The organism is Pseudochrobactrum sp. XF203, from assembly GCF_020341615.1.
GTDB classification, from domain to species: domain Bacteria; phylum Pseudomonadota; class Alphaproteobacteria; order Rhizobiales; family Rhizobiaceae; genus Pseudochrobactrum; species Pseudochrobactrum saccharolyticum.
Map to the genome: position 1 here is coordinate 3,368,807 of NZ_CP084392.1, position 20,013 is coordinate 3,388,819.

At 52.0% G+C, this 20,013-nt stretch carries 20 protein-coding genes; 17 read left to right on the forward strand and 3 right to left on the reverse strand.

Features of this window, described 5'->3' with window-relative positions:
- The first annotated feature begins 166 nt into the window (after window positions 1-166).
- The 9 genes from LDL70_RS15445 to LDL70_RS15485 all read left to right on the forward strand — a co-directional run bounded on the left by LDL70_RS15445 (window position 167) and on the right by LDL70_RS15485 (window position 10,470).
- Window positions 167-1,015, forward strand: coding sequence for a DMT family transporter (locus LDL70_RS15445; RefSeq protein WP_022709186.1), 849 nt, complete (start codon window positions 167-169; stop codon window positions 1,013-1,015).
- Window positions 1,016-1,281: 266 nt separating this feature from the next.
- The gene (locus tag LDL70_RS15450) at window positions 1,282-2,355 is read left to right on the forward strand and encodes an AI-2E family transporter (RefSeq protein WP_075654715.1); all 1,074 of its coding nucleotides are present in this window, start codon (window positions 1,282-1,284) and stop codon (window positions 2,353-2,355) included.
- Window positions 2,356-2,560: 205 nt separating this feature from the next.
- On the forward strand, window positions 2,561-3,607 hold the full coding sequence (locus LDL70_RS15455; protein ID WP_225685627.1) for a PstS family phosphate ABC transporter substrate-binding protein: 1,047 nt from the start codon (window positions 2,561-2,563) through the stop codon (window positions 3,605-3,607).
- Between the two features lie 76 nt (window positions 3,608-3,683).
- Complete coding sequence (pstC, locus tag LDL70_RS15460; protein WP_022709189.1) at window positions 3,684-5,171, forward strand: phosphate ABC transporter permease subunit PstC; 1,488 nt, start codon at window positions 3,684-3,686, stop codon at window positions 5,169-5,171.
- Window positions 5,168-6,484 carry a phosphate ABC transporter permease PstA gene (gene pstA, locus LDL70_RS15465; protein ID WP_225685629.1) on the forward strand — a complete coding sequence of 439 codons (1,317 nt, stop codon included), beginning with the start codon at window positions 5,168-5,170 and terminating at the stop codon, window positions 6,482-6,484. The genes pstC and pstA overlap by 4 nt, the downstream gene beginning before the upstream one ends.
- Before the next feature lie 65 nt (window positions 6,485-6,549).
- On the forward strand, window positions 6,550-7,323 hold the full coding sequence (pstB, locus tag LDL70_RS15470; RefSeq protein ID WP_028233202.1) for a phosphate ABC transporter ATP-binding protein PstB: 774 nt from the start codon (window positions 6,550-6,552) through the stop codon (window positions 7,321-7,323).
- Window positions 7,324-7,440: 117 nt separating this feature from the next.
- Window positions 7,441-8,163: a phosphate signaling complex protein PhoU gene (gene phoU, locus LDL70_RS15475; RefSeq protein ID WP_022709192.1), complete on the forward strand. Its 723-nt coding sequence runs from the start codon at window positions 7,441-7,443 to the stop codon at window positions 8,161-8,163.
- A 123-nt stretch (window positions 8,164-8,286) separates the two neighbouring features.
- A complete protein-coding gene (phoB, locus tag LDL70_RS15480) occupies window positions 8,287-8,973 on the forward strand; it encodes a phosphate regulon transcriptional regulator PhoB (protein WP_022709193.1) in 687 nt (228 codons plus the stop codon).
- A gap of 546 nt (window positions 8,974-9,519) precedes the next feature.
- Window positions 9,520-10,470, forward strand: coding sequence for a cell wall hydrolase (locus LDL70_RS15485; RefSeq protein WP_022709194.1), 951 nt, complete (start codon window positions 9,520-9,522; stop codon window positions 10,468-10,470).
- Between the two features lie 70 nt (window positions 10,471-10,540).
- Here the strand turns inward: LDL70_RS15485 and LDL70_RS15490 are convergent, their stop codons facing one another.
- Window positions 10,541-10,828, reverse strand: coding sequence for a hypothetical protein (locus LDL70_RS15490; RefSeq protein WP_225685631.1), 288 nt, complete (start codon window positions 10,826-10,828; stop codon window positions 10,541-10,543).
- A gap of 152 nt (window positions 10,829-10,980) precedes the next feature.
- On the opposite strand from LDL70_RS15490, the gene LDL70_RS15495 reads away from it, so the two are divergent.
- Both LDL70_RS15495 and LDL70_RS15500 read left to right on the forward strand, forming a co-directional pair.
- Complete coding sequence (locus tag LDL70_RS15495) at window positions 10,981-12,246, forward strand: aminopeptidase (protein ID WP_225685633.1); 1,266 nt, start codon at window positions 10,981-10,983, stop codon at window positions 12,244-12,246.
- 162 nt (window positions 12,247-12,408) lie between these two features.
- A complete protein-coding gene (locus tag LDL70_RS15500) occupies window positions 12,409-13,626 on the forward strand; it encodes a serine hydrolase (RefSeq protein WP_225685634.1) in 1,218 nt (405 codons plus the stop codon).
- Window positions 13,627-13,689: 63 nt separating this feature from the next.
- On the opposite strand, the gene dps is transcribed toward LDL70_RS15500, so the two are convergent.
- Complete coding sequence (gene dps, locus LDL70_RS15505; RefSeq protein WP_022711354.1) at window positions 13,690-14,187, reverse strand: DNA starvation/stationary phase protection protein Dps; 498 nt, start codon at window positions 14,185-14,187, stop codon at window positions 13,690-13,692.
- A 271-nt stretch (window positions 14,188-14,458) separates the two neighbouring features.
- On the opposite strand from dps, the gene tsaB reads away from it, so the two are divergent.
- The 3 genes from tsaB to LDL70_RS15520 are packed head-to-tail and all read left to right on the forward strand — an operon-like array spanning window position 14,459 to window position 16,466.
- Window positions 14,459-15,157, forward strand: a complete 699-nt coding sequence (tsaB, locus tag LDL70_RS15510; RefSeq protein WP_225685643.1) for a tRNA (adenosine(37)-N6)-threonylcarbamoyltransferase complex dimerization subunit type 1 TsaB — start codon at window positions 14,459-14,461, stop codon at window positions 15,155-15,157.
- On the forward strand, window positions 15,154-15,654 hold the full coding sequence (gene rimI / locus LDL70_RS15515; protein ID WP_075653969.1) for a ribosomal protein S18-alanine N-acetyltransferase: 501 nt from the start codon (window positions 15,154-15,156) through the stop codon (window positions 15,652-15,654). Before tsaB ends, rimI begins: the two co-directional genes overlap by 4 nt.
- Entirely contained in the window at window positions 15,651-16,466 is an 816-nt protein-coding gene (locus LDL70_RS15520) for a 1-acyl-sn-glycerol-3-phosphate acyltransferase (RefSeq protein ID WP_225685645.1), read from the forward strand. Before rimI ends, LDL70_RS15520 begins: the two co-directional genes overlap by 4 nt.
- Window positions 16,467-16,494: 28 nt before the next feature.
- On the opposite strand, the gene irrA is transcribed toward LDL70_RS15520, so the two are convergent.
- Window positions 16,495-16,932 (reverse strand): iron response transcriptional regulator IrrA, encoded by a 438-nt coding sequence (gene irrA, locus LDL70_RS15525; RefSeq protein ID WP_022711350.1) that lies wholly within the window; start codon window positions 16,930-16,932, stop codon window positions 16,495-16,497.
- A gap of 268 nt (window positions 16,933-17,200) precedes the next feature.
- Here irrA and fabA point away from each other — a divergent pair, with 268 nt between their 5' ends.
- The 3 genes from fabA (at window position 17,201) to fabI (ending at window position 19,952) form a co-directional block, all read left to right on the forward strand.
- Window positions 17,201-17,716 (forward strand): 3-hydroxyacyl-[acyl-carrier-protein] dehydratase FabA, encoded by a 516-nt coding sequence (gene fabA / locus LDL70_RS15530; protein WP_075653972.1) that lies wholly within the window; start codon window positions 17,201-17,203, stop codon window positions 17,714-17,716.
- A gap of 181 nt (window positions 17,717-17,897) precedes the next feature.
- Entirely contained in the window at window positions 17,898-19,121 is a 1,224-nt protein-coding gene (gene fabB, locus LDL70_RS15535) for a beta-ketoacyl-ACP synthase I (protein ID WP_075653973.1), read from the forward strand.
- Window positions 19,122-19,133: 12 nt separating this feature from the next.
- Window positions 19,134-19,952 (forward strand): enoyl-ACP reductase FabI, encoded by an 819-nt coding sequence (gene fabI / locus LDL70_RS15540; RefSeq protein ID WP_075653974.1) that lies wholly within the window; start codon window positions 19,134-19,136, stop codon window positions 19,950-19,952.
- The last annotated feature ends 61 nt before the right edge of the window (window positions 19,953-20,013 follow it).

Consider the following 20,013-nt stretch of genomic DNA (forward strand, 5'->3'; position numbering starts at 1 on the left):
TATGTTTCAGACTATGCTTTGGTGCCGATAATTGATCTGACGTCACATGCTGAATGTGAAGGGGGCTGAGTGTGGGGAGCGCCAGTCTGCCGGAATACTCTCCGAAAACCCGCACATTTATGGCCCCATATTTTTTATGGCCCAGCACCTTTACGGCAGTGACAATATGAATACGCAAACGCATAATCTCCGCGCAGCTTTGATCGCCTTTATTGCTTTCACAGCATTTTCAGGGGCGGATACAATTGTCAAAACACTGAGCGCCCGCATCGGTGTTTATGAGACAACATTTTTGCTGTCCGTTTTTGCTCTGTCTTTCATTGTTGTTCATGGCTGCCTCAGCGGGCAGGCCAAGCGTTTACTGCCGGTTTATCCAAAACTGGCCTTTGGCCGTGCGCTGCTTTTGTCGATGAATACGCTGCTGATCTATTATGCGTTTTCGGCTTTGCCACTGGCTGAAGCTTATGTGCTGGGCTTTCTGTCCCCGATTTTTGTCGCGATTGTCGCTTTTATCATGGTGGGAGAGCGCCTCTCCTTGCGGGGCTGGTTCGGCGTTCTTCTCGGTTTTGCCGGTGTGATCTGGATTTTGCAGCCGGGCGCGGCACCATTGTCTGCGGGGCATTTGGCCGCTTTGGGTTCGGCATTGTTTTTCGCCATTGCGCAGGTTTTGCTGCGCCGTGCCAAAAGCGATGAGTCCGATAAGGCGCTGGTTGTTGCTCTGCTGATTGTCCAGTCCTGTTTTGCCGGATTACTGGCGCTTTATAACGGCCTGATTACACCGCAGTGGCAGGATCTGGGGCTGGCGCTTCTCGGCGGCGGGCTGATTGCTTTTGCGCAGACGATGATTGTTAAAGCCTTCCGTCTGGGATCTGCCGCGATTGTTGCGCCCGTTCAATATAGCCAGATTATCTGGGGGCTGTTCTATGGGGCATTACTGTTTAACGCTCCGGTGGAAATTCACATGCTGGCCGGTGCCGTTGTTATCCTGATTTCCGGCTGGCTGGTGCTGAATTAAGATATGCTTTTGCTTTGAACCAGCCGGATCATGCCGGCTGGCGGACTATATTTATCGCTTTATATTGACGGCATTGCTGTCTCCCTTAATTTACCGGCATAGCGGGAATAATCCGCATAGGAATGAGGGGGAGGTGGATGCAGATGCCGCATGATAATAAGACGTCGATATCCGATGCTGAAAATGAGCTGATTTATCCGGCGCATCCTTTGCCTGAGAGCGGAAATCTGCAAAATCTGACGAAATATGTGCGTACAGGTCGCGCAATGCTGACCGGTATTTTTCTGATGATGCTGGTTTATGCGCTGTATTTTGCACGGGATTTTTTCATGCCGGTCACGCTGGCCATTTTGCTGGCGCTGATGCTGACACCGATTGTCCGTTTCTCCAAAAAACGACTCGGCATTTCCGAAGCTATTTCGGCCACTCTGCTTGTGGTCTTTTCTTTCTCCTTCATCGGAGTGACTGGCTATCTTTTAAGCGGGCCGGTTACAGAAATGGTGAGTGAAGCACCGGAGATCGGGCGGGAGCTGACAGAGAAACTGCACCGTTTGCGCGCACCGGCAGAACATTTGCTCAATATCAGCAAGCAGGTCGATCAGGTCGCACAAATGGGACAAGACCCGAAAGTGCAGACAGTTTCGCTGGCGCAGCCCGGCATTCTTTCACAGGCTGCGGGCAATGTTTTGTCAGGCGGCACGACAATTGCAGTGACATTTATCCTGACACTGTTCATTCTTGCCTCGGGAACCATGTTCTATGAAAAGATCATCCAGTCTTTTGGCAAGCTGAGCGAAAAGAAGCGTGCTTTGCGCGTCGTCTATGATGTGGAACAGGTTATTTCCAGCTATCTGCTGACGATCACGGTCATTAACGGGCTTTTGGGACTGGCAATCAGTCTGGGACTGTGGGCATTGGGGATGCCGACACCGTTTGTCTTCGGTGTGATGGCGGCGCTGCTCAATTTCCTGCCCTATATCGGCGCATTGACGACAATTGTCGTGGTCGGGATCATTGCTATCGTGTCCTTTGACCAGATCGCCTATGCCATGCTGGCTCCGGCTTTTGTGCTGGCCTGTAATATTCTCGAAGGGCAGATTGTGACACCGACCATTATCGGCCGGCGTCTTGAACTGAATACGGTTGCAGTTTTTGTAGCCGTTGCCTTCTGGTCATGGCTGTGGGGCTTCATCGGCGCCCTGATAGCGGTGCCGCTTCTGGTTGTCATAAAAGTTTTCTGTGACCACTTTGAAACATTGCGCCATGTGGGCAATTTCTTGTCGGCGCAGACCACAGAAGATGAGAACGAGACCGGTGAGGAAAAAGCGAAGCCATCCTAACCGATTGTTTTCATTTTGCTTTCAGGGTCAGAATTTTCTGGCTCTGTATTGGTCGTTCGGGAAGCTGCATTTTTTTATTATAAAATGCTGAATTGAGCACTGATACAAACCTGTAATATTAGTGTCATATAGCTGTTATATAGAGCGCGTAGATGGCTGGTAACGTCCAAAACGTTACCTCATTCTTCTAACTGGAGCTGCTCCTATGAACAAGCTGATTACAACGACTGCTGCATTGGCAATTGCTGCTGTAGCCGGTGCTACTGCCGCTCAGGCTCGCGACCAGATTCAGGTTGCCGGTTCGTCAACCGTTCTGCCATATGCCAAGATCGTTGCTGAAACTTTCGGCGAAACCTATCCGGATTTCAAAACCCCTGTTATTGAATCCGGCGGTTCGGGCGCAGGCATCAAAGACTTCTGTAAAGGTGTAGGCGAAAACACAATCGATATCGCCAATGCATCCCGCGCAATGAAGTCTTCTGAACTGCAGTCCTGCATCGATGCAGGTGTAAAAGATGTTCAGGAAGTACGCATCGGTTATGACGGTATCGTTTTCGCAACCGACATTAACGGTCCGGACTGGAAGCTGGCTCCGGTTGATGTTTACAAGGCACTTGCTGCTAAAATCGTTGTAGACGGTAAGCTGGTTGATAATCCGAACACCAAATGGAATCAGGTTAACGCCGCTCTGCCGGATTGGGATATTGCTGCTTACATTCCGGGTGAAAAACACGGTACCCGTGAAGTTTTCGAAGAAAAGCTGCTCGCTGACGGTTGTAAGACAAGCGGTGCGCTGGAAGTCATCAAAGCCGGTGGTGCAGATGACAAGGCAGCTGCCAAGACCTGTATCGCTGTGCGTAAAGACGGCAAGGCTGTTGATATTGACGGTGACTACAGCGAAACACTCGCCCGCATCAGCGCCAATAAAACCGGCGTTGGCGTATTCGGCCTGTCCTTCTATGAAAACAATGCTGACAAGCTGAAGGTTGCAACTGTGAACGATATCGTTCCAAGCGTTGAAACCATTGCCAAAGGCGAATATCCGGTTTCCCGTCCGCTGTTCTTCTACGTGAAGAAAGCGCATCTGGGCGTGATCCCTGGTCTGAAAGAATATGTGGAATTCTTCCTTTCCGATCAGATGATTGGTGATGAAAGCCCGCTGGCAGACTATGGTCTGGTTCCGGCACCGGAAGCAGAGCGCAAAGAACAGCGCGATGCATTTGCAGCCGGTACTGTAATGCAGGTTAAATAATTTGAATATGGTCCGGGTGCAGACAAGCTCTGCGCCCGGATTGTCTTTTGTCGTGGACGGTGATCAGGGAATTTAAATGTCGATCATGCTGGTCTTAACAATTGTCTTCGTGCTGGGCGTCGCAGGATTTTTCCTTGGTCGCGCCAAAGCGGTTGCACAATTGAATACCGTAAAAAACGTGGCAGATAAAAAAGAGAAACCACATTCCCGTCCGCATTATCACGGATGGTGGGTTTTCTCTCTGACAGTCATGCCGGCAATTATTTTATTTGTCGTCTGGTCGCTGAGCGCCACCGTCTATCTGGAGCAGACTGCCAAATCGCAGTTGCAGGATGCTCTCGGCAACACTGAAAATTACAGCGAAAGCCTGTCGCTCGGCGTGGTGAAAAGCCTCGCACACGGGTTTGAGCGTCTTGATCCGTCGAGCCGTGAAAACCTGCCGCAGACCTATTCTGAAGTTCGCGCTTTGATGGCTGAAAAAGGCATCGCGCTGGCGACAGAAGGTCAGGATGTGATGGTGCCGGTTGCGGTACAATGGAACAAGGCAGCCGCCTTATCCTCAAATATCCGCGCAGGCCTGACGATTGCTCTGGCTATTGCCGGATTTATCTTTGGCTGGATGACAATTGCACCGCGCGTCCGTGCCCGCAACAATGTGGAAAGCATTGTGCTGTGGGGGCTGATCGCTGCATCAACCATCGCCATTCTTACCACTGTCGGCATCGTCTTCTCGATGCTGTTTCAGACAATCAATTTCTTCAGCGATGTTCCTGCCTACGAATTCTTCTTCGGAACGGTTTGGGATCCGCGTTTTGCCGCTGCCGGTGCCACAGATTCCCATGGCCAGTTCGGTCTGATCCCGCTGCTTGCCGGTACGCTTTATATCGCACTGGTCGCCATGGTCTTCGCGGTGCCGGTTGGTCTGTTCGCCGCGATTTATATGTCGGAATATGCCGGTGCCAAAACCCGCGCTATCGTCAAGCCGCTGCTGGAAGTGCTGGCCGGTATTCCGACAATCGTTTACGGTTTCTTCGCGCTGGTCACAGTCGGCCCGTTCCTGCGTGACCTGAGTGCCGCACTGACCGGTGGTCAGGGTTTCATCATGGCGCAGAGCGTGCTCACTGCCGGCTTAGTGATGGGCGTGATGCTGATCCCGTTCGTATCCTCTTTGTCCGACGATATTATCACTGCCGTGCCTCGCTCCCTGCGTGACGGTTCTCTGGGCTTGGGTGCTACCCGCTCCGAGACGATCAAGCGTGTGATCTTGCCTGCTGCGCTGCCGGGTATTGTCGGTGCGCTGCTGCTGACCGCTTCCCGTGCCATCGGTGAGACCATGATCGTGGTGCTCGCCGCCGGTGTGGCCGCCAATCTGACGCTCAACCCGTTTGAAGCAATGACTACGATCACTGTTAAAATCGTCAACCAGCTGACCGGTGACCTTGAGTTCAACTCACCGCAGACACTGGTGGCTTTTGCACTGGGTATTACGCTCTTCTTCCTGACCCTGCTGATGAATATTTTCGCTCTCTACATTGTGCGTAAATATCGGGAGCAATATGAATGACCGACGCTGTTTTCACTCCCAAGACAACTTCAACCGCACCTGCCCGCCGTGATATTGGCATCAAGCGCCGCTATGCTGCCGAACGCCGCTTCCGCATGTATGGTGTGATTGCAATTGCAATCGGCATCTTCTTCCTCTGTGCGCTGTTTTTCTCGGTGTTTTCCAAAGGCTACACAGCCTTCTGGCAGACAACGATCGAAATTCCGGTGCTGCTGGATGAGAAAGTGATCGATCCGTCCAATGAACGCGCAAACAATCCGAATGTGCTGATTACAGCGAATTATCCGTTGCTGGTACGCAATGCATTGGCTGATAAGCTCGGTGTGGAGAAATCCAATCGTCCTGCCATGCGCGATATGACCCGTTTCTATTCGGATGGCGTTCGTCTGCAATTGCGTGAAATGGTGATGGCTGATCCGAAACTGATCGGCACAACCCAGACAATCAAATTCCTTGCGGCTGCGGATATTGACTCGGCCAATAAAGGTCAGATCGACCTGTCGGTTGACCAGAGCAAGCGCAAAGTCTCCGATCTTCAGGTTGGCTGGATGAAGACACTGAAGGATGAAGGCGTTATGCGACAGTCCTTCAATACCGGCCTGTTTACAATGGGTGCTTCCAGCCGTCCGGAAACCTCTGGTCTGGGCGTGGCGCTGATCGGCTCGCTCTATATGATGCTGATCGTGCTGGTGTTTGCTCTGCCGATTGGTGTTGCTGCTTCGATTTATCTGGAAGAATATGCGCGTAAAAACCGTTTTACCGATATTATTGAAGTGAACATCAACAATCTGGCTGCGGTACCTTCCATCGTGTTTGGTCTGCTGGGTCTGGCGGTTTTCATCAACTTCTTAGGCATGCCGCGTTCGGCCTCGCTGGTTGGTGGTCTGGTGCTGACGCTGATGACATTGCCGACAATCATTATTGCAACGCGCGCAGCTTTGCGTGCGGTGCCGCCATCAATCCGTGCTGCGGCTCTGGGGCTTGGTGCTTCCAAAACGCAGGTTGTGTTCCACCATGTGCTGCCGCTGGCCGCGCCTGGCATTCTGACCGGCACAATTATCGGTCTGGCTCAGGCATTGGGTGAAACAGCGCCGCTGCTGCTGATCGGTATGGTTGCTTTTGTTGCCAATGCTCCTGTTACCCCTATGGATCCTGCGACTGCGCTGCCGGTACAGATTTTTATGTGGGCTAATGAAGCAGAACGTGCTTTTGTAGAGCGGACATCGGGTGCGATTATTGTGCTCCTCCTGTTCCTCGCTGTGATGAATATTGCCGCAATCATTCTGCGCCGCCGTTTTGAGCGTCGTTGGTAGATTCGAAGGAACCGGCTATGAACCTGATGAATGATTATACTTTAGAGAAAACACTCGGAGAAAAGATGAACGCCTTGCCAAAAAAAATCAAAATGCGCGGGGACAAGGTCAAAGTTTTCTACGGTGAAAAACAGGCTTTGCACGGCGTTGATCTGGATATTGAAGAAAACAGCGTAACCGCGCTGATCGGCCCGTCCGGTTGCGGTAAGTCGACTTTCCTGCGCTCGCTCAACCGTATGAATGACACGATTGAGGGTTGCCGCGTTGAAGGTCTTATCACGCTCGATGGCGAGGATATTTACGATCCGAAAATCGACGTGGTGGAACTGCGTGCCCGTGTCGGCATGGTGTTCCAGAAGCCAAATCCGTTTCCGAAATCGATCTATGAGAATGTTTCTTACGGCCCGCGCATTCATGGTCTGGCCCGCAGTCGTGCGGATCTGGATGTCATCGTTGAGAAGAGCCTGCGTGGCGCCAGTCTCTGGGAAGAAGTGAAAGACCGCCTCAATGATGCAGGCACAGGTCTTTCCGGCGGCCAGCAGCAGCGTCTTTGCATTGCCCGCGCCATTGCGGTGAGCCCTGAAGTTATTCTGATGGATGAGCCTTGCTCGGCGCTTGACCCGATCGCAACCGCGAAAGTGGAAGAGCTGATTGACGAGTTGCGCCGTGACTATACGATTGTCATCGTGACCCACTCGATGCAGCAGGCTGCGCGTATTTCGCAGACCACAGCCATGTTCCATCTGGGCAATCTGGTAGAGGTCGGTGACACGGATATGATGTTCACTACGCCGAAAGAAAAACGTACGCAGGATTATATCACCGGTCGTTTCGGCTGATCGAGCTTACGCGTAAAAACAAACAAGATAGAGCATTTTCTATGAGGCAATATAAGCCGGAAATGCTCTGGAGTTTTACAGACTGCTTTGGCAGTGCCACAGGATAAGGAAATTTCCATGCCGTCACAGCATACGGTTACGTCCTATGATGAAGAACTGAAGTTTCTCGCCCGTAAAATCGCCGAAATGGGCGGTCATGCGGAGCGTATGGTGGAGCAGTCCATCAAGGCGATTGTTACTGCCGATAATGCGCTGGCACAGCGGGTCATTTCCGAGGATCTGATCCTTGATGCAGGCGAACGTGAAATTGATGATAAGGCGATTATGATTATCGCCAAGCGTCAGCCGATGGCTGTGGATCTGCGCGAAATTATCGGCGCGATCCGTATCTCAGCGGATCTGGAACGCGTCGGCGATATGGGCAAAAACATTGCCAAGCGTGTTGTTGCCGTTTCGGAAACACGTCAGTCGGTGAAGCTTTATCGCGGTCTGGAAACACTGGCAGAGCTTGCCCGCACCCAGCTTAAAGATGTGCTGGATGCCTATGCAACGCGTTCTGTGACCCAGATCAATATTGTCCGCGACCGCGATGATGAAATTGATGCGATGTACACATCGCTGTTCCGCGAACTTCTGACTTATATGATGGAAGATCCGCGCAATATTACGGCCTGTACGCATCTTCTGTTCTGCGCCAAGAATATTGAGCGTATCGGCGATCATGCCACCAATATTGCCGAGACAGTCTATTACATTGTCACCGGTAATCAGATGCCGCCGGATCGTCCGAAAGATGATCTGAGCCATGACGTCGTTCTCGACGAATTGCATAAAAACTAAGCTGTTCTAACCGGCAGTGGATATGCAGGGCGTTCAGCCCTGCCTGTCAGAATAAACGTCATGCATTCCGGCTGCGCCGGAATGCAAATGCCCCCTTATGTCTAAACGAATAGTGGATACGCAATGTCACACACGCCAAGAATAGCGGTTGTTGAAGACGAAGAAGCCATCAGCGAATTGCTGCGCTATAATCTTGAGGCTGAAGGCTATCAGGTCGATACGATCCTGCGTGGCGATGAAGCCGAAATTTATTTACGCGAAAACGTCCCTGATCTTTTGGTTCTTGACTGGATGCTGCCTGGTGTTTCCGGCATCGAACTTTGCCGCCGTCTGCGTCAGCGCGCAGAGACAGAGCGTCTGCCGATTATCATGCTGACAGCACGCGGTGAGGAATCCGAGCGTGTACGCGGTCTGGCCGTTGGCGCGGATGATTATGTTGTCAAACCATTCTCCACACCGGAACTGCTGGCACGTATCAAGGCGATGTTGCGCCGCGCCAATCCGAGTGTGCTTTCCCATGTGCTGAAAGTCGGCGAGATTGTTCTCGACCGTCAGCAGCACCGCGTTTACCGCAAGGAACGCGAAATCAAACTCGGACCGACAGAGTTCCGTTTGCTGGAATATTTCATGATGGCACCGGGGCGCGTTTTCTCGCGCACGCAATTGCTGGATGGTATTTGGGGACGGGATATTTACGTCGATGACCGCACGGTGGATGTGCATATCGGCCGCCTGCGCAAGGCGATCAATACCGGTCGTGAAGTGGATCCGATTCGCACCGTTCGCGGTGCCGGTTATGCTTTCGGCTGATAACCGGCCGGATATTTGTGAAAAATACTGAACCGGTGTGAAGAAAATTCACGCCGGTTTTTATATTTCTGATTCTGCGAAAAGCCGTGTCTGCAAAGGCTCTAGCGTCATAAAAGCAAATTGCTTTCACAAAATATCAGCCATTTGTAACGCGCTGTAATGAATTATGACTAACGCAACGGGGCGGTCAATTGCATGATGCGCCCGTGTCTGAGGCGCTATCAGGTTGTGAAATAAGGCAATATCGTACCGGAAATGCTGCAAAGCCATGATCCGGCAAGCTGCTGCATTTCACAAGGTTAGTGAAGTCTTTACGTAATCTTGCGTATTTTAGTAATCACTCAAAAGAATGCGTTAACAAAGCGTTAACTAATGAGGCGCATTTTCTTGGGGTAAATTTTAACCGGTTGTCGCTAACCGGAACACGAATATAAATCGGGCCTTGCGCCTTTATTTAGCCCTAATAGCCCCCGAATTTCCCGGGGCTCGCGCACAGGATCTCTGTGTGACCCGGGTGTACGGGAAATTATTGATAAGGATGAACCGTTGAAACGCTCTTATTTAGCGAAAACACTGTTTATCGGTGCTCTGGTTGCCACGCCGTTTATCCTTGCAGGCTGCACCACGACTTCGACCGGTTCAAAATCTGCCAAGGCTGCACAGCCTGCCAAGGAATCCGGTGTAACCGTCCGCAATGGCAAAAAGACCTATACATACACCTCCAGAGACCGCGAGTGCCTTGAGCGCGCAATGTTCTTTGAATCTGCCCGCTCCAGCCGTGATGGCCTTGTTGCAGTCGGCACGGTGGTGATGAACCGTCTGGTCTCGGAAAAATATCCGGAAACCATTTGCGGCGTTGTCGGACAGAAGAACCAGTTTGCGCCGGGCGTTATGACCCGTGCCATGAATTCCAAAGCCTTGCCGGATGTGAAAGAAGCGGCGGATTCCGTGCTGAAAGGCGAACGCCATCCGAAACTGAAGAATGCAATGTTCTTCCATACGGCTGGTCTGAAATTCCCGTATAGAAATATGCATTATGTGCTGGTTGCCGGCGGCAATTCTTTCTACGAAAAGCGCCGCAGAGACGGTACGCTGGAATCGCCGCTGCCTGAAACCCCGTATAATCTGGCTGCTGCCTATGAACCAAGAAATCAGTCCATGCCGGACAGCATCTATGATGTGACGGATACGGCTAAGGCTGGTAAAGGAGACCGCCTGCCTGTCGTTGCTCCGGTGATGGTGGCATCTGCCGGACAGGCTGCGCAGGATGTGCAGGCTGCACAACCGGTTGCAGCGGAAGCACCGGTGCAGCTTGCCTATCATGCGCCGGCTGTAAACACACCGGTTCCGGCGCAGCTGCCGTTTGAAACCAAACCGGTTGCAGCCTCAGCAACGCAGAATGCTTTTGCAGCGGGTGCGGAAGATATGAACAAGCAGAAAGTTGATGCAATCGGTGCATTGTTGCTGACGCAGGATCGTCCTGAACCGGCAAGCTGATCCCCATCTTGTTATCGACTGAAATGAAAAAGCCCGCGTGAAGCGGGCTTTTTATTTATGGAGATGAAGATCAGCGCGGCACCACCACCGGCTGGTAAATAACCATCGGTGTGGAGAATTGCGGCCGTTCATTCTGCCATGCGCGGATATCGGCGCGGCGGTCGAGATGAATTTGCAGCAGGCAATTGGCCATGGCTTCAGACTTGGGTTTAAAACCATAGCTCATGCAGGTTTTCTCATCCTCAGCACGCTGCTGTTCCGGTGTAAGTGTCGTGCAGCCTGCCAGCGCTATCGCAAACAGTCCTGCAACAAGACTCAGCTTCTGAAATGATCGCGCATTATTGGAGTTTCGGTTCATGGATTTGTTCCGATAAATATGACTTCATATGGCATATTAACGCTGTTCCGCTTTGGTGGCTACAGCGACAATATAAAATCCTGCTAAAGCTCTAGCTTGCTGGCTCTTGCAGGAGTATCTGTGATGATCAATGAAAATAAGCGGAGTATGTGATGTCAGATTTCAGCCAAAACAATCACGCGGATGCAATTATCGATCCGGTTAAACTGGATAAGCTGGCAGAGGTCGCGGTTAAAGTCGGACTGCAATTGCGTAAAGGGCAGGATCTGGTCATTACCGCGCCGGTTATCGCATTGCCGCTGGTGCGCCGTATTGCGGAACATGCCTATAAAACCGGTGCAGGGTTGGTAACGCCGTTTTTCTCCGATGAAGACATGGCGCTGTCGCGTTTCCAATATGCGCCGGATGAGAGCTTCGACCATGCCAGTGACTGGCTTTATCAGGGCATGGCCAAAGCCTATGCCGGCGGTGCAGCGCGCCTTGCAATCACCGGCGATAATCCGATGTTGCTTTCCGCACAGGATGCAGGAAAAGTTGCCCGTGCCAATAAAGCGCTGTCGATGGCCTATCAGCCTGCGCTGGAAAAAATTGCCGGTTTCGACATTAACTGGAATATCGTCTCCTATCCGAACCCGTCATGGGCAAAGCTGGTCTTTCCGGATGATGCGCCGGATGTGGCGACACATAAACTGGCTGAAGCAATTTTCGCCGCATCGCGTGTGAATAATGCTGATCCTGTAGCCGCATGGGCAGATCATAATGCGCAATTGCGCAAACGTACCAAAATTCTCAATGAGCGTAATTTCCGCGCTTTGCATTTCACCGGACCGGATACAGATCTGACCGTTGGTCTGGCTGATGGCCATGAATGGCATGGCGGCTCATCGACCGCTAAAAACGGCATTACCTGCAATCCGAATATTCCGACAGAAGAGGTCTTCACAACGCCGCATGCTCTGCGCGTGGAAGGGACTGTTTCCAGCACCAAACCGCTGTCACATCAGGGTACGATCATTGATGATATCCGCGTGCGTTTTGAAGGCGGCCGGATTGTCGAGGCCAAAGCCAGCAAGGGCGAATCCGTGCTGAACAAGGTACTGGATACGGATGAAGGTGCGCGTCGTCTGGGTGAAGTGGCTCTGGTGCCGCATTCCTCGCCGATTTCGCAGAGTGGCTTGCTGTTCTACAACACGCTGTTTGATGAAAATGCTGCCAGCCATATTGCGCTTGGTCAGTGCTATTCCAAATGTTTCATCAATGGTGCTGATCTCACGCCGGAACAGATTGCGGCACAGGGCGGCAATAAGAGCTTTATCCATATCGACTGGATGATCGGTTCCAATCAGATCGATGTGGACGGCATTGCACAAGACGGAACATCCGTGCCTGTGATGCGCAAAGGCGAATGGGTTGCCTGATAGTATCTGAATTCCCGATGCTTTCATAACAATAGCCGCCGCTTTTTTTAACAAGCGGCGGCTATTTTTATTTTTAAAAGCATTTCGGGAATTGCAGCTTGCCGGAGCGATAATCCGGTTTATCGTAAGCGGGCTGATAATTGTGTCGGGAGGGGCTGTATCATGAAAAGACCGCTGCGCATGAGCTTATATAGTCTGGCTCTGTTGCTGATTATCGCGGCAGGTGTGGGCTTTGTTTTTCGTAAGCAAATTCACGAATATTATGCGGTCTATCAATATGCCAATACATTCAAGCCCGATGTGATTGATGAAAATTTCCGTTCACTTTATAAAATCTACCCGTCTATCCGTGTAGAACATAGCGGCGAAGTCAGTCCCTTGCCGCAGAATGAAAGACCTTTGCCTGAAACCTATCTTTATCAGGGAGAGACAAAACGGGTCGCGGACTGGCTGGAACGCACGCAGACGACCGGTTTCATAGTGCTGAAAGACGGTGCTGTTGCCTATGAGCGCTATGAGCGTGGCAATATGGCTGCAACGCAGGCAATCGCTATGTCGATGTCGAAATCCACGATTTCGTTTCTGATTGGCAATGCTGTGCGGGATGGTCTGATCGATATAAATCAGACTGTGGATCATTATGCACCGCAACTGGCGGAGGGCGGCTACAAAGGGGTGACCGTCAAGAACGCACTGCAAATGTCATCAGGGATCGGCTTTAACGAGGATTATGGTGATCTCTCATCCGATATTGTACGCTACATTATCCAGATTTTGACCGGCTCGGTGAAGGACTTCACTGCTCATCTGCAGAAAGTGCGGGAACAGGGCACGGTCAATATTTATGTTTCCGCCGATACGCAGGTGCTGTCTATGGTGCTGGAAGGCGCAACCGGCAAACCGATGACTGATTATTTTAGGGAAAAATTATGGTCGCGTCTGGGCGCAGAAGCTGATGCCTATTGGCTGGCTGATGCGAAAGGCGACGCAGTCTCGGCAGGCGGGCTGAATGCGGTGTTGCGTGATTATGCGCGTTTCGGCCTGCTTTATATGAATGGAGGGCGTAATTTCAGAGGTGAGCAACTGGTACCGGCTGAATGGGTACATGCTTCCGTTACACCGGATGCACCGCATCTGATGCCGGGCAGGGATGATCCTGTACAGGGCAAGCCGCTGGGCTATGGCTATCAGTGGTGGATACCGGGGAAACCGCAGGGGGATTTTGTCGCTGTCGGTATTTACGGGCAGTTTATCTACGTCAATCCCGAGCGCAAAGTGGTGATTGCCAAAACTTCCGCCTATGCGGATTACAATAAGGATGGTCAGAAAATGAAAGATGAAAGCATTATTGTTTTTCAGGCCATTGCTGACGCTCTTTAAATCGTCACCAATTTAAAACACCGCCTGTCCCGGGACAGGCGGTGTTTCGGAAATCTGTTCTGATTATTCCTGAATATGCGCTTCAAGGAACCACAGGGATTTGTCGAGGCTGCGGGATGCAGCGGTGAAAATATCCGCACTGTCATCGTCGCCTGCCTCAGCGGCATCTTTGATGGACTGGCGCACCAGATTGGCCACAGCGCCGTAATGATCGATCAGCGCATGAAGATGGTCTTTGATGGCGTAAATATCTTCCGGATATGGCTTAAGAATGCTCGCCTCAGTAATTGTCTGACTTGTGCCAAGCGCAGTGCCGCCGAGCTGAACGGCGCGTTCTGCAATTGCATCCGAATGTTCATCCAGATCGGTGCGGAATGTATCCAGCATCTCATGCACGGCAATGAACTGAATGCCTTTGAGGTTCCAGTGTGCCTGCTTGGTTATCAGCGCAAGATCAAGGATCGCAGCCAGATTTTTGTTCAGCAGGGCAATAACCGTGGTTTTGGCATTGGTCGGCAGATTGTTTTTTGTCGGATGATTTTTCAGTTTGGATGCAGACATAGTGATTTCCTTTATGAAGGGACAAATTTTCGTTTGCCTGAGGGGCTGCCGGGAGGTGGCAGCACAAGAAACCGGAAGCAGCAGATACTGCTATAAACCTAACGTATCAAAGATAGGATTGTTCCCAGTGATTTAAAGAGTTTAAGCAGATTTTTGTGCATCATTCTGTATAGATATCGGTGTTGCCCTATTGAGCTGACAAGGCAGAATTCTTACGCAACCTGACTGCCTGTACTTGCCGATAACCGAATTCTGTTTTAGGTCGTAAGCCATGACTATACTTGCTCTCGACACCGCAGGCAGTTTATGTGCTGCCGCCCTTTATGACCCGCAGACGCAGCAGCTTCTTGCTGAGGTCAGCCATGATATTGGCAAAGGCCATGCGGAATTGCTGCTGGACTATGTTGCGCAGTGTTTTGAGGCTGCAAAAATCTCCCGCAATGAGGTTAGTCGTATCGTGGTTAATATCGGCCCCGGTTCATTCACAGGCGTGCGTGTCGGTGTTTCTGCGGCACGTGGCTTCGGGCTGGCATTATCCTGTCCGGTGATTGGTGTGAGCGGTTTTGAAGCGCTGTGCCATGAAATGCAGGCCGGGGCACCGGCGCAATCTGTCCTGATTGCCCTGTCTGCCTATCGCGGTGATATTTATGCGCAGGGTTTTGATGCCGATGGTATCGCCTCCACAACACCGCTTGCAGGCAGCGCGGCAGAGTTGCTGCCGGTTTTGCAGCAGCTTGGCGATGATTATGCATTGGCGGGTAGTGGCGCAGAGCAATTACAGACAGCAGAGGGCAGCGAACGCCGGATTATCAGTGCATCCGCCTATGCATCCATCGGTACTTTTGCGCGTCTTGCGGCACAGCGTGAGGCAGGCATGCCCCCTGAGCCGCTTTATATGCGCGGGCCGGATGTGAAGCCGCAGACCGGATTTGCACTGCCCCGCCGCCAGTCGGATCAGGAGCGCGGATGATTGGTCTTCCTTTTTCGCGTCAGAGTTTTGCCTATGAATCGCTGATGCAGGCACATTGCGCTGAGCTCGCGGATCTCCATGCACCGGCTTTCCACCATGCATGGAGCGAGGAAGATTTTGCAGGCATGCTCTCGCAAGGCAATATTTTCGGCTTTATCGCCCGCCCTGTGGGTAAACCAAAACAGGCTGCCGGTTTTGTACTGGCGCGTCTGGTCGCCGGTGAGGCGGAAATTCTGACGATTACAGTGTCATCAGCTTTTCAGCGTCGTGGCATCGGACGGGATCTGATGGAAGCTGTTTTGCGCCATTTGCATCATGAGCGGGCGGAAAGTCTGTTCCTTGAGGTGGATGAGAGCAATGTGGCAGCGCAGGCGCTTTACCGGCGCCTCGGATTTATTCAGGTCGGGCAGCGGCCCGCTTATTATGAAACCGGTCACGGGCGCAGCAATGCGCTGGTTTTGCGTAGGCAATTTCCGGAAGCGATGAGTGTATCATGATCGGTGCCATACGCATTGCGGTCATACTCGGCTTGTTTGTCAGTCTGGTTATTTCGCTGGTGCCGTTTCAATATCTGTTTGTTAAAGCGCGTCTGGGCTGGCAGCAATCGCTGCCGCGTTTTTTCCATCGGATTGCTGCATGGTTGCTGGGCTTTCGCGTGAAGGTAAAGGGCGAGATCGTGCAGGATCGCCCGTTACTGCTGGTCGCCAATCATGTGTCATGGAGCGATATTGTCGTTTTATCCTCCGTTGCCAATGTCTGTTTCATCGCCAAATCCGAAGTGCGCAAATGGCCGGTTTTCGGCACTTTTGCGGTTTTGCAGCGCACTGTCTTTGTTGAACGTGAGAAAAAAGGCCGGACAGCACAGCAGGCCTCGGATATTGCCCTGCGTCTGGCTGGCGGTGATGCGATGGTTCTGTTTCCGGAAGGAACAACGTCGGATGGTAACCGCGTGCTGCCGTTTAAAACGTCATTATTCGGCGCTGCCCATGCGGCTATTCGTGAGGCAGGCGAGGAGCAGGTAATCGTGCAGCCGGTTTCCATCGCCTATACGGGAGTTCACGGAATGCCGATGGGGCGTTTTCACCGTCCGATTGCCTCATGGCCGGGCGATGTGCAACTGATGCCGCATCTCAAAGGTATTCTCAAAGAAGGCGCGATTGATGTCGAGATCCGCTTTGGTGAGCCGATGCGCGTGTTTGCAGATACCAGCCGCAAAGAACTGGCACGCATCATGGAAGAGCGCGTGACCACAATGCTGCAAAGCTCACTGATGGGGCGCGAAATCACCCCGTCAGCGGAAGATCAGTAAATTTCCGGATTTATTTTAAGCAGGCGTGTCAGTCTTTACGACGTAACCGCACAATTACATCAACATTAACGATTTCCATGCCTTCCGGAGCTTTCGGCAGATTGCTGACGACAGGCTGGCCGGTTTCACCATCGGGAATATCGAAGACAATATTTTCGCCTTCGACAAAAAAGTGATGGTGGTCGGAAATATTGGTGTCGAAATAGGTTTTCGATCCTTCGACCGAAATAATACGCAGCATACCGGCTTCAGTAAACTGGTGCAGCGTATTATATACGGTGGCAAGAGAAACCGGCACGGAAGCAAAAACAGCTTCTTCATGCAGTTCTTCTGCGGAAAGATGGCGGTCGCCATGGGCGTAAATCAGGCTGGCAAGCGCAACCCGCTGACGCGTCGGTCTGAGACCGGCGATCCGAAGGCGCTCCTCAATCGAAGCGTTGCTGGCATGGGAGGAATGAATATTCATCACTGACCTGTCAGAAGCTTGAAACAAATTGGTTCAAAATTAATGCTTGAGGGCTGTTGCCCATCCTGTCACAAGATTGATATATGCGCTGAACGAATGACTGGCAATAGCTATTCCTGTATATCTTGACAGGCAAATAGTTTCTTGCAGGTGTTTTACAGCAGGAAACACTCTGTGTTAGGGGTGTGCAAAGATTTTGTCTGAGCCTGACGAATGTGTTCGTTTCGGGCTGTCCAGACAACAGACAGATAAATGATTGGAGTCGGTAATGGCAGAGCAGAAGTCAAGTTACGGATATGAGGAGCTTCTCAGCTGCGCTCGCGGTGAAATGTTTGGTCCGGGCAATGCCCAGCTGCCTCTGCCGCCGATGCTGATGGTACACCGTATCACTGAAATCTCCGAAACCGGTGGCGAGTTCGACAAAGGCTATATCCGCGCTGAATATGATGTGAGCCCGGATGACTGGTATTTCCCTTGCCATTTTCAGGGCAATCCGATCATGCCTGGCTGTCTCGGCCTCGACGGCATGTGGCAGCTGACCGGCTTTTTCCTCGGCTGGCTCGGTGAACCGGGTCGCGGTATGGCGCTGTCCACAGGCGAAGTCAAATTCAAAGGCATGGTGCGTCCGCATACCAAGCTTCTGCAATATGGTATCGACTTCAAACGCGTGATGCGCGGTCGTTTGGTTCTGGGTACAGCTGACGGTTGGCTCAAGGCAGACGGTGAAACAATTTACAAGGCAACTGACCTGCGCGTAGGCCTGTCGAAGGACAGTGAGTCGTAAGTCGTAAAGACCGCGACGGGCATAGCCTCAAAAAGAGTATTATCCACGGGCGCGACCACATTTAATTGAAAGCTTTTATGTGGCCGCTCTCAAAATATGTAAAAGTCGCACTTATGTAACCGCGTAGCGGCATCCGCAAAAACAGGGTGTCATTCAGGGAACAGGTGCAAAGGAGAACGCAATGCGGCGTGTTGTCGTTACCGGAATGGGGATTGTATCCTCGATTGGCAATAATACCGAAGAGGTGCTGACCTCTTTGTTTGAGGCCAGATCGGGTATCCGGCGGGCTGAAGATCAGGCGGAACTCGGTTTTCGCTGTCAGGTCTCGGGCGCACCGCAGATTGATGTTGAAGCGCTGGTTGACCGCCGCGCAATGCGTTTTCACGGTCGCGGCACCGCATGGAACCATGTGGCCATGGATCAGGCGATTGCCGATGCAGGCCTGACCGAAGAACAGGTTTCCAACGATCGCACCGGTATCATCATGGGCTCCGGCGGCCCTTCCACCCGCACAATCGTGGATTCTGCTGATATTACCCGCGACAAAGGCCCGAAACGTGTTGGTCCTTTCGCAGTGCCGAAAGCCATGAGCTCCACCGCATCGGCCACGATGGCGACTTTTTTCAAGATCAAGGGCATCAATTATTCGATCTCCTCGGCTTGCGCGACCTCGAACCATTGCATCGGCAATGCGGTTGAGATGATCCAGTATGGCAAGCAGGACCGTATGTTTGCCGGTGGCTGCGAAGATCTCGACTGGACCCTGTCGGTGTTGTTTGACGCCATGGGCGCGATGTCTTCGAAATATAATGATACACCGGAACGTGCATCCCGCGCCTATGACAAAAACCGTGACGGTTTTGTAATTGCCGGTGGCGCCGGTGTATTGGTGCTGGAAGATCTGGAAACTGCGCTGGCGCGCGGTGCCAAGATTTACGGTGAAGTTGTCGGCTATGGTGCGACATCAGACGGTTATGACATGGTTGCCCCGTCGGGCGAAGGCGCAGAGCGCTGCATGCGCATGGCGCTGTCAACCGTGAACGGCAAGATTGACTATATCAATCCGCATGCCACATCGACCCCTGCGGGCGATGCACCGGAAATCGAAGCGATCCGTAAAGTCTTTGGTTCAGGCGATGCCTGCCCGCCAATTGCGGCAACCAAATCGCTGACCGGTCATTCGCTGGGTGCAACCGGCGTTCAGGAAGCGATCTATTCGCTTTTGATGATGCATAATAATTTCATCTGCGAAAGCGCACATATTGATGAACTGGATCCGGATTTCGCGGATATGCCGATTGTGCGCAAGCGCATCGATAATGCAGAAATTAACACGGTACTGTCCAACTCCTTCGGTTTTGGTGGAACGAACGCAACGCTGGTTTTCCAGCGCTATCAGGGCTGACGGAGAGAGAGTATGCAGGATTTAATGAAGGGCAAACGCGGGCTGATTATGGGTGTTGCAAACAACCATTCTCTTGCTTGGGGTATTGCCAAACATCTTGCCGATCAGGGTGCTGAGCTGGCTTTCACCTATCAGGGTGATGCTCTTGGCAAGCGCGTGAAACCGCTGGCGGAGCAGGTCGGATCGGATTTCGTACTGCCTTGCGATGTGGAAGATATTGCAACTGTTGATGCGGTCTTTGACGAGATCGAGAAAAAATGGGGCAAGCTCGATTTTATCGTTCACGCTATTGGTTTCTCCGACAAAACAGAGCTGAAAGGCCGTTATGCGGATGTCACCACCCGTGAAAATTTCAGCCGTACAATGGTGATCTCTGCTTATTCCTTCACGGAAGTTGCTCAGCGTGCTGAGAAGCTGATGAAAGACGGCGGTTCGATCCTCACACTGACCTATGGCGGCTCAACCCGCACCATTCCGAACTATAATGTGATGGGTGTTGCCAAGGCTGCTCTTGAAGCCATGGTGCGTTATCTGGCTGCCGATTATGGCCCGCAGAATATCCGCGTGAATGCAATTTCGGCTGGCCCTGTGCGTACACTGGCCGGTGCCGGTATCGGTGATGCGCGCGCGATCTTCTCGTATCAACGCCGTAATTCGCCGCTGCGCCGTACCGTTGATATTGATGATGTGGGTAAATCCGCAGTCTATCTGTTGTCGGATTTGTCGAGCGGTGTAACCGGTGAAGTTCACTTTGTGGATTCAGGTTACAACATCGTCTCCATGCCGACATTGGAAGAGCTGAAAAGCTCGGACGCGACCGGCACTGAATAAGCCTGTTACATATGATATGAAAAAAAGCCGCGCATTGCGCGGCTTTTTTGTCATTTTTTTA

Bases quoted from the DNA above. Each gene is read 5' to 3' on its own strand.
- phoU (WP_022709192.1), top strand. From the start codon at position 7,441: ATGCCGTCACAGCATACGGTTACGTCCTATGATGAAGAACTGAAGTTT.
- LDL70_RS15500 (WP_225685634.1), top strand. From the start codon at position 12,409: ATGAAAAGACCGCTGCGCATGAGCTTATATAGTCTGGCTCTGTTGCTG.
- LDL70_RS15450 (WP_075654715.1), top strand. From the start codon at position 1,282: ATGCTGACCGGTATTTTTCTGATGATGCTGGTTTATGCGCTGTATTTT.
- LDL70_RS15445 (WP_022709186.1), top strand. From the start codon at position 167: ATGAATACGCAAACGCATAATCTCCGCGCAGCTTTGATCGCCTTTATT.
- fabB (WP_075653973.1), top strand. From the start codon at position 17,898: ATGCGGCGTGTTGTCGTTACCGGAATGGGGATTGTATCCTCGATTGGC.
- LDL70_RS15520 (WP_225685645.1), top strand. From the start codon at position 15,651: ATGATCGGTGCCATACGCATTGCGGTCATACTCGGCTTGTTTGTCAGT.
- pstB (WP_028233202.1), top strand. From the start codon at position 6,550: ATGAACGCCTTGCCAAAAAAAATCAAAATGCGCGGGGACAAGGTCAAA.
- fabA (WP_075653972.1), top strand. From the start codon at position 17,201: ATGGCAGAGCAGAAGTCAAGTTACGGATATGAGGAGCTTCTCAGCTGC.
- pstA (WP_225685629.1), top strand. From the start codon at position 5,168: ATGACCGACGCTGTTTTCACTCCCAAGACAACTTCAACCGCACCTGCC.
- pstC (WP_022709189.1), top strand. From the start codon at position 3,684: ATGTCGATCATGCTGGTCTTAACAATTGTCTTCGTGCTGGGCGTCGCA.
- dps (WP_022711354.1), bottom strand. From the start codon at position 14,187: ATGTCTGCATCCAAACTGAAAAATCATCCGACAAAAAACAATCTGCCG.
- irrA (WP_022711350.1), bottom strand. From the start codon at position 16,932: ATGAATATTCATTCCTCCCATGCCAGCAACGCTTCGATTGAGGAGCGC.
- LDL70_RS15490 (WP_225685631.1), bottom strand. From the start codon at position 10,828: ATGAACCGAAACTCCAATAATGCGCGATCATTTCAGAAGCTGAGTCTT.
- phoB (WP_022709193.1), top strand. From the start codon at position 8,287: ATGTCACACACGCCAAGAATAGCGGTTGTTGAAGACGAAGAAGCCATC.
- tsaB (WP_225685643.1), top strand. From the start codon at position 14,459: ATGACTATACTTGCTCTCGACACCGCAGGCAGTTTATGTGCTGCCGCC.
- fabI (WP_075653974.1), top strand. From the start codon at position 19,134: ATGCAGGATTTAATGAAGGGCAAACGCGGGCTGATTATGGGTGTTGCA.
- LDL70_RS15495 (WP_225685633.1), top strand. From the start codon at position 10,981: ATGTCAGATTTCAGCCAAAACAATCACGCGGATGCAATTATCGATCCG.
- rimI (WP_075653969.1), top strand. From the start codon at position 15,154: ATGATTGGTCTTCCTTTTTCGCGTCAGAGTTTTGCCTATGAATCGCTG.
- LDL70_RS15455 (WP_225685627.1), top strand. From the start codon at position 2,561: ATGAACAAGCTGATTACAACGACTGCTGCATTGGCAATTGCTGCTGTA.